Source organism: Enterobacter cloacae complex sp. ECL72, from assembly GCF_019056635.1.
Taxonomy (GTDB): domain Bacteria; phylum Pseudomonadota; class Gammaproteobacteria; order Enterobacterales; family Enterobacteriaceae; genus Enterobacter; species Enterobacter hormaechei_C.
The window spans coordinates 1504600-1520161 of sequence record NZ_CP077659.1 but is presented as its reverse complement, the minus strand read 5'-3'; the positions used below and the strand labels follow the sequence as shown (position 1 = coordinate 1520161).

Here is a 15562-nt window from a genome sequence, read left to right as displayed (position 1 = left end):
AATAAGCAGCGAACTGGCGGGTGAAAAGCATTTAGATGAATATCAGCAATAATTATCTGCCATTTGCATATCAGGTCTTACTCACCCGACGAAATCGGCTAATTTTGCAGCACTTTATGCGGATATAGCCATCCTCACATCCGGACAACTTTACGTCTTGCTGTCTTTCCATCTGAAAACACAAGGATTATTCCTTTCCGTTCTAAAACTCAGTGAAAGGTTCTTTATTGAGAAAATTTCATGGTTCTATCATCCGGTCATCACCCCTTCACAGGACATGACCATGACGCTTTACCACTCCGTCACCGAACTGATTGGCCGTACGCCGCTCATCCAGCTGCACAAGCTGGACACCGGCCCCTGCTCGCTGTTTCTGAAGCTGGAAAACCAGAATCCCGGCGGCTCGATTAAAGACCGCGTCGCGCTGTCGATGATTAATGAAGCCGAGCGTACGGGCCAGCTACGGCCCGGCGGCACCATTATTGAAGCCACGGCGGGGAACACCGGCCTGGGGCTGGCGTTGATTGCGGCGCAGAAGGGCTACTCGCTGATCCTGGTGGTGCCGGACAAAATGAGCCGCGAGAAGATTTTCCACCTGCGCGCGTTAGGGGCGCAGGTCGTGCTGACCCGTTCAGATGTGAATAAAGGGCATCCGGCCTACTACCAGGATTATGCCCGGCGGCTGGCGAACGAACTGCCAGGCGCGTTTTATATTGATCAGTTCAATAACGCGGCCAATCCGCTGGCGCACCGCACCACTACCGCACCGGAACTGTTTGAACAGCTTGACGGCCAGATCGATGCCATCGTCGTCGGCGTGGGGTCCGGCGGTACGCTGGGTGGCTTACAGGCGTGGTTTGCAGAACATTCGCCGCAGACGGAATTTGTGCTTGCCGATCCGGCCGGGTCGGTGCTGGCGGACCAGGTTGAAAACGGACGCCATCACGATGCCGGATCGTGGCTGGTTGAAGGGATTGGCGAAGACTTTATCCCTCCGCTGGCGCACATCGAAGGGGTTAACCGCGCCTGGCGCATTACCGATCGCGAGGCGTTCACCACCGCCCGCGATCTGCTAAAAACGGAAGGGATCCTGGCAGGCTCCTCCACCGGCACGCTGCTGGCGGCGGCGCTGAAATATTGCCAGGCGCAGACTACGCCAAAACGTGTGGTCACCTTCGCCTGCGACAGCGGCAATAAATACCTCTCGAAGATGTTCAACGACGACTGGATGCGCCAGCAGGGGCTGATTTCGCGTCCGCAGGCAGGCGATCTCTCGGACTATATTGCCCTGCGCCACGATGAAGGCGCGACGGTGACTACCGCCCCGGACGACACGCTTTCCACCGTGCTGGCCCGCATGCGCCTGTACGACATCTCCCAGCTGCCGGTGCTCGATAACGACAAGGTCGTCGGCATCATCGACGAGTGGGACCTGCTGCGACACATCGGGGGAGATGCCGATCGCTTCTCTCTCCCCGTGACGGCGGCCATGACGCGTCAGGTCGAATATCTGGATAAGCAGGCCCCGGAGAGCGCCCTGTACGCCATCTTTGACCGTGGCCTGGTGGCGATTATTTATGACGAAGATCGCTTTCTGGGTCTGATCACACGCAGTGACGTACTCACCGCCTGGCGTAACCGCCTGACAAAATAAAAGGAGCAAAAGATGAAAAACCTGGCCACCCTCAGCGTTCACAGCGGTGAGTATCACGACCCGCACGGCGCCGTGATGCCGCCAATTTACGCCACCTCGACGTTTGCGCAACCGGCACCGGGTGAACATACCGGCTACGAATACTCCCGGAGCGGCAATCCAACCCGCCACGCGCTGGAGACCGCCATCGCCGAACTGGAAGGCGGCACGCGCGGGTACGCTTTCGCGTCAGGGCTGGCAGCCATTTCCACCGTGCTCGAACTGCTGGATAAAGACAGCCATATCGTCGCCATTGACGACGTGTATGGCGGTACGTATCGCCTGATCGAAAACGTGCGCAAGCACAGCAGCGGGTTACAGGTGAGCTGGGTTAAGCCGGACGATGTAGCCGGGCTTGAGGCCGCCATTCGCCCGGACACCCGCATGATCTGGGTGGAAACGCCAACGAACCCGCTGCTGAAACTGGCCGACCTGGAGGCCATCGCGGACATTGCCCGGCGCCATAATGCGATCAGCGTGGCGGATAATACCTTCGCCTCCCCGGTCATTCACCGGCCGCTGGAGGCGGGGTTCGATATAGTGGTCCACTCCGCCACTAAATATCTAAACGGTCATTCAGACGTGGTTGCCGGGCTGGCTGTTGTCGGGGCAAATAAGGATCTCGCGGAGCGTCTGGGCTATCTGCAAAACGCGGTTGGCGGCGTTCTGGATCCGTTCAGCAGTTTCCTGACGCTGCGGGGGATTCGCACCCTCTCTCTGCGCGTTGAGAAGCACAGCGCCAACGCGCTGGCAATTGCGCAATGGCTGGAGCAGCATCCGCAGGTAGACCGCGTGTTCTATCCCGGGCTGGCGTCACATCCCCAGTATGCGCTGGCCCGCAGACAAATGGCGCTGGCGGGCGGCATGATCTCCGTTGTGATTAAAGGCGATGCGCAACGCGCGACAGAGGTGATCCGTCATCTTACGCTCTTTACCCTGGCGGAAAGTCTGGGCGGTGTGGAGAGTCTGGTGAGCCAGCCCTACAGCATGACCCACGCCTCCATACCACTGGCGCAGCGTCTTGCAAACGGCATTGTGCCGCAGCTTATCCGCCTGTCGGTGGGGATTGAGGATGCGAAGGATCTGATCGCCGACCTTCAGCAGGCGCTGGAAAAGTGAGCAAAAAACGGCGGGCGTTGCGCCTGCCGTCATAAGATGACATTAGACCTTAACGCCTTGATAACAAACTTATGTGAATCTGCACAGATTGTTTTGAAACGCTGTTTCCATTTTCCTTTTTACTGTAAATCAGCGTATAATGCGCGCCAAATCCCTGGTGAATGGTTTCAGCGCTTGGAATACAAAAAACAACGTACAACTTCTCCTCTCCTTCGTTGGGCTGGCACTCAGGCACACTTTCTTCTGCACGCTCATTTGATGTCACCTATTCTTAGTGCGTGTCATATACTCTTTCGCAACACAGGTTTGACTCCGCGGCGGTGCGCCCCCGGAGCGAGATTTCCATATCCTTCCCAACTTAAAGACTAAGACTGTCATGAAAAAGACGAAAATTGTTTGTACTATCGGCCCGAAAACCGAATCCGAAGAGATGCTGAGCAAAATGCTGGATGCCGGCATGAACGTGATGCGTCTGAACTTCTCCCACGGCGACTATGCTGAACACGGTCAGCGTATCCAGAACTTGCGCAACGTGATGAGCAAGACCGGGAAAAAAGCGGCAATCCTGCTCGACACCAAAGGTCCTGAAATCCGCACCATCAAACTGGAAGGCGGTAACGACGTTTCCCTGAAAGCGGGCCAGACCTTCACCTTCACCACCGACAAATCCGTTGTGGGTAACAACGAAATCGTTGCCGTGACCTACGAAGGCTTCACCAGCGATCTGTCTGTTGGCAACACCGTGCTGGTAGATGACGGCCTGATCGGCATGGAAGTGACGGCGATCGAAGGTAACAAGGTTATCTGTAAAGTGCTGAACAACGGCGATCTGGGCGAAAACAAAGGCGTTAACCTGCCGGGTGTGTCCATTGCTCTGCCAGCGCTGGCTGAAAAAGACAAACAAGACCTGATCTTCGGCTGCGAACAAGGCGTGGACTTCGTTGCTGCCTCCTTTATCCGTAAACGTTCTGACGTGGTTGAGATCCGTGAGCACCTGAAAGCGCACGGCGGCGAGAACATTCAGATCATCTCCAAGATCGAAAACCAGGAAGGCCTGAACAACTTCGACGAAATCCTCGAAGCGTCTGACGGTATCATGGTAGCGCGTGGCGACCTGGGCGTAGAAATCCCGGTTGAAGAAGTGATCTTCGCGCAGAAGATGATGATCGAGAAATGTGTTCGCGCGCGTAAAGTGGTTATCACCGCAACGCAGATGCTGGACTCCATGATCAAAAACCCACGCCCTACCCGCGCTGAAGCAGGCGACGTAGCAAACGCCATCCTCGACGGTACCGATGCCGTTATGCTGTCTGGCGAATCTGCAAAAGGGAAATACCCTCTGGAAGCGGTCGGTATCATGGCGACCATCTGTGAGCGTACCGACCGCGTGATGAAAAGCCGTCTGGATTACAACAACGACAGCCGTAAACTGCGCATCACCGAAGCCGTGTGCCGTGGTGCGGTAGAAACCGCTGAGAAACTGGAAGCCCCACTGATTGTCGTGGCGACCCAGGGCGGTAAATCTGCGCGTGCCGTGCGTAAATACTTCCCGGATGCGACCATTCTGGCGCTGACCACCAACGAAACTACCGCGCGTCAGCTGGTGCTGAGCAAAGGTGTGATCCCACACCTGGTGAAAGAGATTGCCTCTACCGATGATTTCTATCGTCTGGGTAAAGAAGTGGCGCTGGAACTGGTTGATTGTGGCCTGGCTCAGAAAGGCGACGTGGTGGTTATGGTTTCTGGTGCACTGGTTCCAAGCGGCACCACCAACACGGCATCTGTCCACGTGCTGTAATATTTCACGAACAAATTATTGTTTTGTTAAAAAGCGTCCTTCGGGGCGCTTTTTTTATTCCCGCCTTTAACCAGAACTATTCAAAAAGCAAATCGGGTTTTTCTATTTAATCGCGATTTATCTAAGATGAATCCGATGAAAAATGCCTTTTTTAACATAGCTTTTTCGTCAAAATTGCCGATTTCGTTGCTTCTTTGAGCGAACGATCAAAAATAGGCGTAATCCCATCAAAAAAATATTCTCAACCCAAAAAACTTTGTGTAATACTTGTAACGCTACATGGAGATTAACTCAATCTAGAGGGTATTAATAATGAATCGTACTAAACTGGTACTGGGCGCGGTAATCCTGGGTTCTACTCTGCTGGCAGGTTGCTCCAGCAACGCTAAAATCGATCAGCTGTCTTCTGACGTTCAGACTCTGAACGCTAAAGTTGACCAGCTGAGCAACGACGTGAACGCAATGCGTTCCGACGTTCAGGCTGCTAAAGACGACGCAGCTCGCGCTAACCAGCGTCTGGACAACCAGGCTACTAAATACCGTAAGTAATAGTACCTGTTAATAAAATGGCGCACATTGTGCGCCATTTTTTTTGCCTTCGTCAAACCTCTACTGAAGCGCTTTCTCTCCCTCGCCTTCCGCCACCGCCGCTGAGACACGACTGTTCTGCACCGACAGGACAGAATTGCTGGCTGACGAACCATTGCCTGCTGAAACGGCCACCGGGATCCCCGCTCTGCGCGCCAGGGCTTTATCGATAAGCGTTTTATCGCTACCTGACTCCGCTGCAAAGGCGGTAAACGCCGCCGAGTGCGTGAACGGCACCGTCTGTGGGTTTTCGCCCTCAGCCTGCGCCAGCGGCCTGTGCACCTCGATATAACGTTTGCCGTCCGGCTCGACGGAGAACTTCACCGGCTCATTGATGATCTGCACCCGCGTGCCGACGCGCACTTGCTCAAACAGCGCTTTGATATCCGGCGCGTTCATTCGCATACAACCCGAGCTGACCCGCAGCCCTACGCTGTCCGGCGCGCTGGTGCCGTGAATAAGATATTCCCCATTCCCGATGCCCAGACGCAGCGCAAAGCGCCCCAGCGGGTTATTTGGCCCTGCGGGTACCACAGGCGGCAGTTTAATGCCCTGGGCCAGTGAGCGCGCTCTGATGCCCGCTGTGGGGGTCCAGGTAGGGTTAGGGATTTTCTGACTCACACGGGTGGTGCTGACCGGTGTTTCCAGCCCAAGCTGACCAATACCCAGCGGATAGACCTGCACGATATTTTCGCCTGGCGGATAGAAGTAAAGACGCAGCTCCGCCAGATTCACCACAATGCCCTCGCGCTCGGTGTCTGGCAGTAGCATCTGGGAAGGGATCGTAATGACCGTTCCTGGCGCAGGGTTCACCGGTGCAATGGTATTATTGGTTTCAAGGATGAGCTGTGCGGCGGTATTAAAGCGACGAGCGATAGACTGAAGTTTATTGTCACCTTCCTGAATGGTGTATGTCTGGTTTTGCCCAATCAGACGGCTGCCTGCGGGCGGTAAAGGATAATCAACCGCCCAGGCTGAATTAACAGCACTGAGCGAACCAAGGAGTAATAGAGTTATTAGAGACGCGCGCTTCATGCTGAGATTCCTTATTCACTGACCAAACGTCAGAAAGCTGAAAAACCAGCGAGGTGGAAACCACCCCGCGAAACAGAATGAATGCTGTTCTGTCAGTTTAGCTAAGGATTGCGGCTTTGGCGCGTATGGCGCGGATCATCGCTTCCAGTCCCTGGGATCGGGACGGGGTGAGGTGCTGGGTTAAGGCCATTTTTTCAAACCACGGGCGAACGTCAAAGGCGACAATATCCTGCGCCGACATCTGGTGATAAAGAATAAATACGACGGCAATAAGCCCCTTCACAATGGCGGCATCGCTGTCACCCTGTAATTCAATTACGCCTTCATCCGTCTGCTGCATCAGGATCCAGACCTGGCTCTGGCAGCCCTGAATGATGTTGTCCGGGTTATGCGCCTCTTCGCTGAGCGGCGGCAGGCGCTGGCCCAGCTCGATAATATAAAGGTATTTCTCTTCCCAGTTCGCGCAACGCCCAAAGTTGCGCAGCAATTTATCTCTGTCCGGCAAATCTGCCATCTCTCGCCTCTCCGTTAGCCAAGCAGCTGGTGAATACGTTTTAGTCCCGCCACCAGTCTGTCGACCTCTTCCGTTGTGTTGTACATCACCAGCGATGCGCGGCACATAGCCGGTACCTGATAATACGCCATCAGCGGCATCGCGCAGTGATGCCCGGTACGCACGGCGACGCCGTAATTATCAAGGAAACTGCCCACATCATAGGCGTGATGCTTGCCGAGGTTGAAGGCTATCACACCCAGACGGTCAGCAGGGCCATATAAGGTCAGTTCCGGGACGCTGGCCAGCTCCTGCAAGGCATAATGCATCAGCTGCTGTTCGTACTCCTGAATCGCCGCCAGCCCCGTTTCAGTGACGTAGCTAATGGCCGCGCCCAGCCCGATGATCCCGCCCGTGTTGGGCGTACCCGCCTCGAAGCGCCAGGGCGCACGGGCGTAGGTTGTGCCGTCCGTCAGGCTGACGGTGGCGATCATTGACCCGCCCCCTTCCCACGGCGGCATGGCCTGGAGAATGTCCTCTTTCACATACAACACGCCGATGCCCGTCGGGCCATACAGCTTGTGCCCGGAGAAGACGTAGAAATCGCAGTCCAGAGCCTGAACGTCAACCGCATGGTGCATCACCGCCTGGGCGCCATCAATCAACACTTTCGCACCAACCTGATGGGCTTTGTCGACGATCAGCGCCACCGGATTTTCCGTCCCCAGCACGTTTGAAACGTGGGTCACCGCCACCAGCCGCGTTCTGTCGTCCAGCAGGGCGTCCAGCTTTTCCAGCTGGAGCGTGCCGTCTTCATTCAGGGGGATCACCCGCAGTTGCGCCCCCACACGCTCACAGAGCATCTGCCAGGGCACGATGTTGGCGTGGTGCTCCATCTGGGTGATGATGATGTTATCCCCCGCGTGCACCTGCGCATTGCCCCAGCTGTTAGCCACCAGGTTGATCCCTTCGGTGGTGCCACGCACAAACACCAGCTCTTCCGGCGAACGCGCGTTGAGGAAGGCCGCAACCTGCGTGCGCACGTTTTCCATGCGCTGGGTCGCCTCGGCGCTCAGGGTGTGGATCCCGCGATGTACCGCCGCATAACCGTGGCGATAAAACTCGGCTTCCGCATCCACCACCTGATTTGGTTTTTGCGCGCTGGCCGCACTGTCGAGATAGGCCAGCGGCAGACCGTTCACTTCACGGGTCAGTACCGGAAAATCTGCCCGGACTTTCTCTACGGGAAATGTCATGCTTCGCCTCCAGGCAGCCGCTGACCGATACGGGCCAGCACCTGCTGTTTAAGTCCGCCATCGGGCAGCGCTTCCGTCAGCTCAGCCGCAAAGGCGTAAATAATCATCTTTTGCGCGGCCTGCTGGTCTATCCCGCGCGAGCGCAGGTAGAACATCTGCTCATCGTCAATACGCCCGACCGTCGCCCCGTGGCTGCATTTCACGTCGTCCGCATAAATTTCCAGCTGTGGTTTGGTGTCCACCTCTGCCAGACGTCCCAGCAAGAGGTTGTTGTTGGTCATCTGCCCGTCAGTTTTGATGGCGTGCTGCGCCACGTTTATCAGGCCGTTAAACACCGCACGTCCTTTGTCGCTGACGATGGTTTTGTGCAGCTGACGGCTGTTGCAGTAGCCTTTGTTATGCTCAAGCCAGGTGCGCGTGTCGCACACTTCTGACTTCACTGGCATCGCCAGGCTGTTAATACGTAGCGTAGTGTTTTCACCGTTCAGCTGGGTGCTGGTATTGTGGCGCAGCACCGCGCCGCCAAGCAGGAAGCTGTGGCTGTACGCCGCGGCATCCTGGCCCAGCAGAATATCGTTGTGGGCGAAGTGGTGACTGAGCGGATTCTCAAACGCCAGCTTGATGTGGTGCAGCTGAGCATTGGCCGCCACGTTCATCGTCAGACGCGAACCGGTAAAATGACGGGTGTCGTTAAGGCTGACGTAATGCTCGATCACCGTCGCCTCTGCCCCTTCTGCCAGCTCAAGATGGTGGCGATAGTGGGCGGTGTTAATCTCATCACCCTCAACGCCCTGGGTGATATGCATCAGCAGCAGCGGTTTCGCCGGACGCTGGTTACGCTTAACGCGAATATGGGTGACAGATTGCGACAGGCTCTCTGTCAGGTGCAGGAAGACTTCAGGCTGAACGGGCGCGTTCAGCGACTGACGTTCATCGTTAATGACGATATCGAACCCGCTCTCCTGCACGCTGTCGCTCAGCTCCGCACGGAACAGACCGTCGACAAATACCAGACGCACGGCATCCACGCTCAGCGCCAGCATGTCGCGCTGATCGGGGCTGACCTGCGCCAGACGGGTGACAAACTCGCCGTTCAGCAGGCCATCCAGCGGGGTATATTTCCAGTTCTCATGTTTACGCGTCGGTAAACCGAGACGCAGCATCTGCTGGAGATGGTGCTGAGCCTGTTCAGAGCGCGCTCGACCCTGCGCTTCAAACAGCCGGTGCCACTGCTGAAGTGCATTACTGCTGTTCGGTAAGCCAGCCATAACCCTGCTCCTCCAGTTGTTTAACCAGCGTAAAGTCACCGGATTTCACAATGCGTCCCTGGTAAAGCACGTGGACATAGTCCGGTTTGATGTAATCCAGAATTCGCTGATAGTGAGTCACGATGATAAATGAGCGGTTGCCGTCACGCAGGGAGTTCACCCCGTCGGCAACGATCTTCAGGGCATCGATATCCAGCCCTGAATCGGTCTCATCGAGAATGCACAGCGCCGGTTCCAGAACCGCCATTTGCAGAATATCGTTACGTTTCTTCTCACCGCCGGAGAAACCCACGTTTACCGAGCGGGTCAACAGATTTTCCGGCATTTTCAGCAGCTTAATCTTTTCTTCCATCAGATCCTGGAAGTCAAAGCGATCCAGCGCCTCAAGGCCGCGATACTTGCGCACCGCGTTCAGCGCGGTTTGCAGGAAGAACTGGTTGCTGACGCCCGGAATTTCCACCGGATACTGGAAGGCCATAAAGATGCCCTCGCCGGCACGCTCTTCCGGCGACATCTCCAGCAGATCTTTGCCGTTAAACTCAACGGAGCCGCTGGTAACTTCATAATCTTCGCGTCCTGCCAGCGTCGCTGAAAGCGTACTTTTCCCGGAGCCGTTTGGCCCCATGATGGCGTGAACTTCACCCGGTTTGACGTCAAAATTGAGGCCACGCAGGATCTCTTTCTCTTCCACGCTAACCTGTAAATCTTTAATGCTTAACATGTGCTTTCCTTAACCGACGCTGTGTTCAAGACTAATGGCGAGGAGTTTCTGGGCTTCAACGGCAAATTCCAGCGGCAGTTCAGAGAACACGTCCTTACAGAAGCCGTTAACGATCATTGAAATCGCATCTTCTTCACTGATCCCGCGTTGCAGGCAGTAGAAAAGCTGATCTTCACCAATACGTGACGTAGTTGCCTCATGCTCAAGCTGGGCGCTGTTATTGCGGCATTCGACATACGGGAAGGTATGCGCCCCGCAGTCCGCGCCAATCAGCATGGAGTCACACTGGGTGAAGTTACGCGCGTTGGTTGCCGTCGGCATGATTTTCACCAGCCCGCGATAGCTGTTCTGGCTGTGACCGGCAGAGATCCCTTTGGAGATGATGGTCGATTTGGTGTTTTTACCGATGTGGATCATCTTGGTGCCGGTATCGGCCTGCTGATGACCGCTGGTCAGCGCCACGGAGTAAAACTCACCGATGGAGTTGTCGCCGCGCAGAATACAGCTCGGGTATTTCCAGGTAATGGCGGAGCCGGTTTCTGACTGCGTCCAGGACATTTTGCTGTTTTCGCCTTCGCACAGCGCGCGTTTGGTGACGAAGTTCAGAATACCACCGGTGTTGCCGTCGCCCGGGAACCAGTTCTGTACCGTAGAGTACTTCACTTCCGCATCTTTATGGATGATCACCTCTACCACCGCCGCGTGCAGCTGGTAGCTGTCGCGCACAGGAGCGGAGCACCCTTCGATGTAGCTTACGTAGCTGCCTTCATCGGCCACCAGGATGGTGCGTTCAAACTGGCCGGTTTTTTCCGCGTTGATGCGGAAATAGGTCGAGAGCTCCATCGGGCAGCGCACGCCTTTCGGCACGTAGATAAAAGTACCGTCTGACGCCACCGCCGCATTCAGTGCCGCGAAGAAGTTATCGTTACTCGGCACCACGGTACCAATATACTTTTTCACCAGCTCGGGGTGATCGTGAATGGCTTCACCAAAGGAACAGAAAATGATCCCCTGCTCCGCCAGTTTTTCACGGTAGGTGGTTGCCACCGAGACGGAGTCAAAAATGGCGTCTACCGCCACCTCTTTGCCTTCGCGCACGGGCACGCCGAGCTGATTAAACGCTTCTTCAACTTCTTTGCTCAGGAAACTGTTCTCCGCGCCGGTTTGCTGAACCGCGCCGGGTTGCGAGGCGCAGGTGTCATCACAGCTGCCGCAGGAGGGCGCAGAGTAGTAGCTATAATCCTGATAGTTCAGCTTATCGTAATGCGCTTTCAGCCAGTGGGGTTCTTCCATCTCCAGCCACGCGCGGAATGCGCTCAGGCGAAACTCCAGCATCCACTCCGGCTCGTTACGTTTCGCCGAAATGGCGCGCACGACCTCTTCGTTGATGCCTTTCGCCAGCTCATCGGTTTGCAGCTGCGTAAAGAAACCCTCTTTATAGTTGAGGTGTCCGCCGCTCCAGGTGTTTACATCACTCGTTGCTTCAGTATTACGAGACATAGTACCGCCTATACCCCAAAGCTTTCGCCGCAGCCGCATTCGTTCTGGGCTTTCGGGTTATGAAATTTGAATAACTGGTTTAAACCTTCCCGAACGTAGTCGACTTCGGTTCCATCGATAAACGGCATCGCCTGTAGCGCGACGTATAACTTTGCACCGTCGGTTTCAAAGACCAGATCGTCCTTTTCAGGTTCGGTTACGGTATCCAGCACGTAGCCAAATCCCGCGCAGCCAGTCTGCTTTACGCCTAAGCGTACGCCAAGGATGTCGGGATTTTTTGCCACCAGCTCATGAATATGCTCCGCCGCCGCGGGCGTCAGCGTTAAGCCACGCCAGGCAAAATCGGCCGGATTGAAGGTTTCTGAATGCAGTTCCATAGGTCCACCTCATCTGATAAGCCACCAGGGCATAACACCATGTTAGTGATAACGATTATCACTTCAACCCCCTGCGAGCAGGGGCTTTGGGCTAAACCGCCCTTTTTGGCTACTTTCATTAAGCATAGACGCTGTGACGGGATGCGGATGGGATGGTTAGATTTGTTCAATGCATTGATAAATAATGCATTTCATAAGAAAGGCGGTAAGGTGACGGGCAATGATAAAAATTGTATTGGAAATACCTATTTTTGAGATAGCTATCTTCCAATAAGAAAGCTGACTCGAAAGGACAAAAAGGCCCTGACGGACCCCTTAACATCAGTGATGGAACGAAACGGCGAAACCCTGTTCACGCCAGTGGTCGAGCTGCTCCTGTTGACGAGGCGTAGGCGCTTTACCGGTCCAGACGAAGATTTTTTGCCCGGGGAAGAGTTCAGGACGTGGAGAATCAATCGGCTCAGCCAGCACGTCGATATGCCAGCCTTTATAGGCAAGACGGGCCGCTTCCAGCCACAAATGCGTACGGTCGTCGCAATCCCACCCAATCAGCAGCGCATCCTTACCTGCTTTTTTTCGCGACTCACCCAGGCTTGCAACGGCAAACTCAATCAGGACACCGTCCAGCAGGCTCGCCATGTGGCGCACCGTATTCTGGTCCTGGTTCATTCGCTGCCGCACAGGGGTGATGATGTTATCTATCAGAACATCCATCGCATGGTCACGGCGGAACTCGCCGATTTTGGCGCGCAGTTTTGCCGGACTGGCATAGCGCAGAACGGTTAACATCTCTTCCTGAAAAGATGCCCAGTTCCCCTGAGTCATTACTTCTGTATTTTCAAGAAGCGCTTTTACTTTACCGACCGAAACACCCGTTTTCATCAGGCGTTTGATCTCTTCGATACGCAGGATATCTTCATCGTCAAACTGACGATGACCCCCTTCGCTTCGCTGCGGCTTCAACAATCCATAACGGCGCTGCCAGGCACGCAGCGTAACGGGGTTGATACCGCATCGTTCGGCCACTTCGCCGATACTGTAATAGGCCATTAACTCCCTCACGCACAATACTTCCATACCTAACCAAACCAACCTTATCAGATTGTACAAATCATTTGTATAACTAACTCCTCGTTCTGAGACAAGTGAATGGCTCAACGAACCACTCACTCGTTAATGTATTGTTGTATAAATTTAGCCGTACGTACAGGTCACTTTTAAGAGTTACGTACAGGTTTTTATAAATCGTACTTTTTCTCGGGCCAGGCAATCGCCGGTATGCCCCCCAGGCGCGGGCTGGCGAAAAGGTGTCCCTGGAACTGAGAAATCCCGGCAGATTCCAGCCACATCCACTCTTCAGCCAGCTCTACGCCTACCGCACAGAACAGAATTTCCAGGGAGGCGCAGCATTTAATAATTGACTGAATGATCGCCTGACGAGGGCCGCTCTTGTGCACGTTGGCAATCAAGTCACGGTTAATCTTGATTCTGTCCGGCTGAAACTGGGCCAGCAGTTGCAGACCGGCGAATCCCGCGCCAAAGTGATCGATGGCCACGCTGATCCCGGCGCTTTTAAGCTGTCTGACCGCGCTGGTGAACTCTTCGAAGCGCGAGATCGCCTCGCTCTCGGTGAACTCGACCACAATTTGCTCCGGCACAAAACCGTTCGCCTCAATTGCCGTCAGTAAAAAATCGACGGCGCCAGGAACATTGACCAGCGTCATCGGCAGCAGATTAATGGACAACGTTTGAGTCTGTAGGCCCACTGCGCTGGCCATCGACAAAGCCACCTGTTTACTCTTCAGATCCGATTCGTACAGCGCCTCACGCGACAGGTTGGCAAAATAGCTTTCCGGGGACTCACCGGACGGCGTGCGGATCAGGGCTTCCAAGGAAACTACCTGCTGCATAAACGGATCGACGATAGGTTGAAATGCGAAACTACAGTCCGCGCCCTTTGCCACTACTGTCGGCTGGGAGGATAACGGCGTATTTTCGGTGACAAACTCCCAGGCGTCAGCCGGAGGCAGCTCAAAGTAGTTGGCTTTTTCAGTGGCCTCAACGAAGGTGCGGAAAAATTGCAGGGCGCGATCGTTATAGGTCAGCTGATAGCGCGTTGTGCCTTTATCGAGTACCTGTTGCAGCACTTCGTCGGTATCGTACTGACGAAGGTCAAAGAGCTCCATACCCACGTTGCCAAAACGTCTTGAAGGCCCGTGATCGCTTAACAATTCGACCACGTTGTGATGCCGTGGGTCACGGCAGATGAGCTCATAGATCTCCTTAACGTTATCAGCGGGCCCTTCAAGTAACTGAAAAAAGTGTGTGCCGTTAAACAGCAAAATCCCCGTCACATCGAACTGGCGATTTCTACAATTTGCAGCAGCGACCATGTCTTCCAGCGCTTTCACTGGAACGTCCTCGCAGATATGACTGCGGTAAATGATGGTTGTGAGCATGCTAATCCTGAAGATTGAGGGGGTGACCACGAAAACACGTGGGGAAAACTCTGTTATAGCACATTAATTGCCCAACAAATAATTTACATCTCAACGATTTACACGGCTTTTTTGCGTCATTTACGGGCTTGTACAACTCTGCGACGCCGCTTCGGATTGTACAATATATCTTGTGAATACCGCAGTAAATCGTATAAGAATAAGCAACTGATAAATAATGATTTTATAAAATATATTATAAAATGTTTAAAAAATTGTACATTTTAAATGTACAGATTTGAAAATTATGTATACCTTAAATGTAACGTTACTGATTACGAAAATTTACAGGAGCGAAACATGCAGCAGAACGGACACCTCGCAGACTCGGCAACAGCGATTGCGCAGTATTTCGAAAAAGCCGCGCTTCCAACCCAACAGGAAACATTGGGTCAGGTTGTTGTTGAAATCCTTAGCGACGGGCGAAATCTGAATCGCAAATCGCTCTGCACAAAACTGTTGAGTCGCCTTGAAAAGGCCAATGGCCCGGAAGAGGAACATCATTATCACATGCTTCTTGGCCTGCTCTTCGAACGTTAATGTCATGAACAGCAGTGATGCGGACAGACTGATCGACAAGCTTATTGGAGAAGCCGCTCTTTCACTTTTGAAGGAGCGCGGTCCCGTGACGACCGAGGGATTGGTTCAGCGTCTGCGTAACATGCAAGCATATGAAACGGATCCCCAGCGGCGGGAGACATTAGCGCGAGTGATAGCTGACATCAGCTCTGGCACGGTCGCTTTTAAAGGTCGCAGAACCGCACAAGGACGAATACAGAGAGAGGGATCTCTCAAAAATAACCGAGACAATGTAGTGCCGTTATATGGAAATGGAAAACCGTCCGATCCTAAAAAGATACATTGACTACAACTTTACAGCTACGGTGAGAACAAATGAGACAAAATATTCAGCTTCAACCCGAATACCACTCCGCCTTTTTAGATAGCGCGTTGTCGGAGTATTTCCGTCACGCAGGCGATCGCTTTGCTGAAGAGTCTGCCATTTTTTCGACTGCGGTTCGTTGTGTTCTTGCTTCCGAAGGTCATTTGACCAACAAAGCGATCATTCTCTGGTTAATCCAGACGTTGGAATCCACCGACGATGTCGTTAAGGCGGATGTGATCCGCAAGACGCTGGAAATTGTCGTCGGTTACACCATGGACGATCTTTAACGCCTCCCCCATCCCTACGGATAGCGTGTCATCGTCAATTCTG

Annotated in this window: 16 protein-coding genes; 7 read left to right on the top strand and 9 right to left on the bottom strand. The window is 54.1% G+C overall.

Going from position 1 to position 15562, the window contains the following annotated elements; genetic code table 11:
* Nucleotides 1-283: 283 nt before the first annotated feature.
* The 4 genes from KTH07_RS07360 to lpp all read left to right on the top strand — a co-directional run bounded on the left by KTH07_RS07360 (nucleotide 284) and on the right by lpp (nucleotide 5159).
* The gene (locus tag KTH07_RS07360; RefSeq protein ID WP_032619796.1) at nucleotides 284-1654 is read left to right on the top strand and encodes a cystathionine beta-synthase; all 1371 of its coding nucleotides are present in this window, start codon (nucleotides 284-286) and stop codon (nucleotides 1652-1654) included.
* Nucleotides 1655-1666: 12 nt separating this feature from the next.
* Nucleotides 1667-2812, top strand: coding sequence for a PLP-dependent aspartate aminotransferase family protein (locus tag KTH07_RS07355; protein ID WP_032619797.1), 1146 nt, complete (start codon nucleotides 1667-1669; stop codon nucleotides 2810-2812).
* Between the two features lie 376 nt (nucleotides 2813-3188).
* A complete protein-coding gene (gene pykF / locus KTH07_RS07350) occupies nucleotides 3189-4610 on the top strand; it encodes a pyruvate kinase PykF (RefSeq protein WP_015570703.1) in 1422 nt (473 codons plus the stop codon).
* Nucleotides 4611-4922: 312 nt separating this feature from the next.
* A complete protein-coding gene (gene lpp, locus KTH07_RS07345; RefSeq protein ID WP_001082307.1) occupies nucleotides 4923-5159 on the top strand; it encodes a murein lipoprotein Lpp in 237 nt (78 codons plus the stop codon).
* Between the two features lie 60 nt (nucleotides 5160-5219).
* Here lpp and KTH07_RS07340 read toward each other — a convergent pair whose 3' ends face one another.
* The 9 genes from KTH07_RS07340 to KTH07_RS07300 all read right to left on the bottom strand — a co-directional run bounded on the left by KTH07_RS07340 (nucleotide 5220) and on the right by KTH07_RS07300 (nucleotide 14307).
* Complete coding sequence (locus KTH07_RS07340) at nucleotides 5220-6233, bottom strand: L,D-transpeptidase family protein (RefSeq protein WP_023303549.1); 1014 nt, start codon at nucleotides 6231-6233, stop codon at nucleotides 5220-5222.
* Nucleotides 6234-6330: 97 nt separating this feature from the next.
* Nucleotides 6331-6747, bottom strand: a complete 417-nt coding sequence (sufE, locus tag KTH07_RS07335) for a cysteine desulfuration protein SufE (RefSeq protein WP_017693566.1) — start codon at nucleotides 6745-6747, stop codon at nucleotides 6331-6333.
* A gap of 14 nt (nucleotides 6748-6761) precedes the next feature.
* Nucleotides 6762-7982: a cysteine desulfurase SufS gene (gene sufS / locus KTH07_RS07330; protein ID WP_032619799.1), complete on the bottom strand. Its 1221-nt coding sequence runs from the start codon at nucleotides 7980-7982 to the stop codon at nucleotides 6762-6764.
* Nucleotides 7979-9250 carry a Fe-S cluster assembly protein SufD gene (gene sufD / locus KTH07_RS07325; RefSeq protein WP_023296367.1) on the bottom strand — a complete coding sequence of 424 codons (1272 nt, stop codon included), beginning with the start codon at nucleotides 9248-9250 and terminating at the stop codon, nucleotides 7979-7981. The genes sufS and sufD overlap by 4 nt, the downstream gene beginning before the upstream one ends.
* Complete coding sequence (sufC, locus tag KTH07_RS07320; protein ID WP_032103713.1) at nucleotides 9225-9971, bottom strand: Fe-S cluster assembly ATPase SufC; 747 nt, start codon at nucleotides 9969-9971, stop codon at nucleotides 9225-9227. Before sufC ends, sufD begins: the two co-directional genes overlap by 26 nt.
* A gap of 9 nt (nucleotides 9972-9980) precedes the next feature.
* Nucleotides 9981-11471, bottom strand: a complete 1491-nt coding sequence (sufB, locus tag KTH07_RS07315; protein WP_003857739.1) for a Fe-S cluster assembly protein SufB — start codon at nucleotides 11469-11471, stop codon at nucleotides 9981-9983.
* 8 nt (nucleotides 11472-11479) lie between these two features.
* Nucleotides 11480-11848 carry a Fe-S cluster assembly scaffold SufA gene (gene sufA, locus KTH07_RS07310; RefSeq protein WP_032634422.1) on the bottom strand — a complete coding sequence of 123 codons (369 nt, stop codon included), beginning with the start codon at nucleotides 11846-11848 and terminating at the stop codon, nucleotides 11480-11482.
* A gap of 321 nt (nucleotides 11849-12169) precedes the next feature.
* Nucleotides 12170-12898, bottom strand: coding sequence for a MerR family transcriptional regulator (locus tag KTH07_RS07305; RefSeq protein ID WP_032103714.1), 729 nt, complete (start codon nucleotides 12896-12898; stop codon nucleotides 12170-12172).
* 188 nt (nucleotides 12899-13086) lie between these two features.
* Nucleotides 13087-14307, bottom strand: a complete 1221-nt coding sequence (locus KTH07_RS07300; RefSeq protein ID WP_217310903.1) for a diguanylate phosphodiesterase — start codon at nucleotides 14305-14307, stop codon at nucleotides 13087-13089.
* 339 nt (nucleotides 14308-14646) lie between these two features.
* On the opposite strand from KTH07_RS07300, the gene ycgZ reads away from it, so the two are divergent.
* Genes ycgZ through KTH07_RS07290 form a run of 3 tightly spaced genes read left to right on the top strand, consistent with a single transcriptional unit; the run spans nucleotide 14647 to nucleotide 15519 of the window.
* Nucleotides 14647-14886 carry a regulatory protein YcgZ gene (ycgZ, locus tag KTH07_RS07295; RefSeq protein WP_017384632.1) on the top strand — a complete coding sequence of 80 codons (240 nt, stop codon included), beginning with the start codon at nucleotides 14647-14649 and terminating at the stop codon, nucleotides 14884-14886.
* 4 nt (nucleotides 14887-14890) lie between these two features.
* Complete coding sequence (locus KTH07_RS23455; protein ID WP_032619805.1) at nucleotides 14891-15211, top strand: hypothetical protein; 321 nt, start codon at nucleotides 14891-14893, stop codon at nucleotides 15209-15211.
* Between the two features lie 29 nt (nucleotides 15212-15240).
* Entirely contained in the window at nucleotides 15241-15519 is a 279-nt protein-coding gene (locus KTH07_RS07290) for a biofilm/acid-resistance regulator YmgB/AriR (protein ID WP_003857748.1), read from the top strand.
* The last annotated feature ends 43 nt before the right edge of the window (nucleotides 15520-15562 follow it).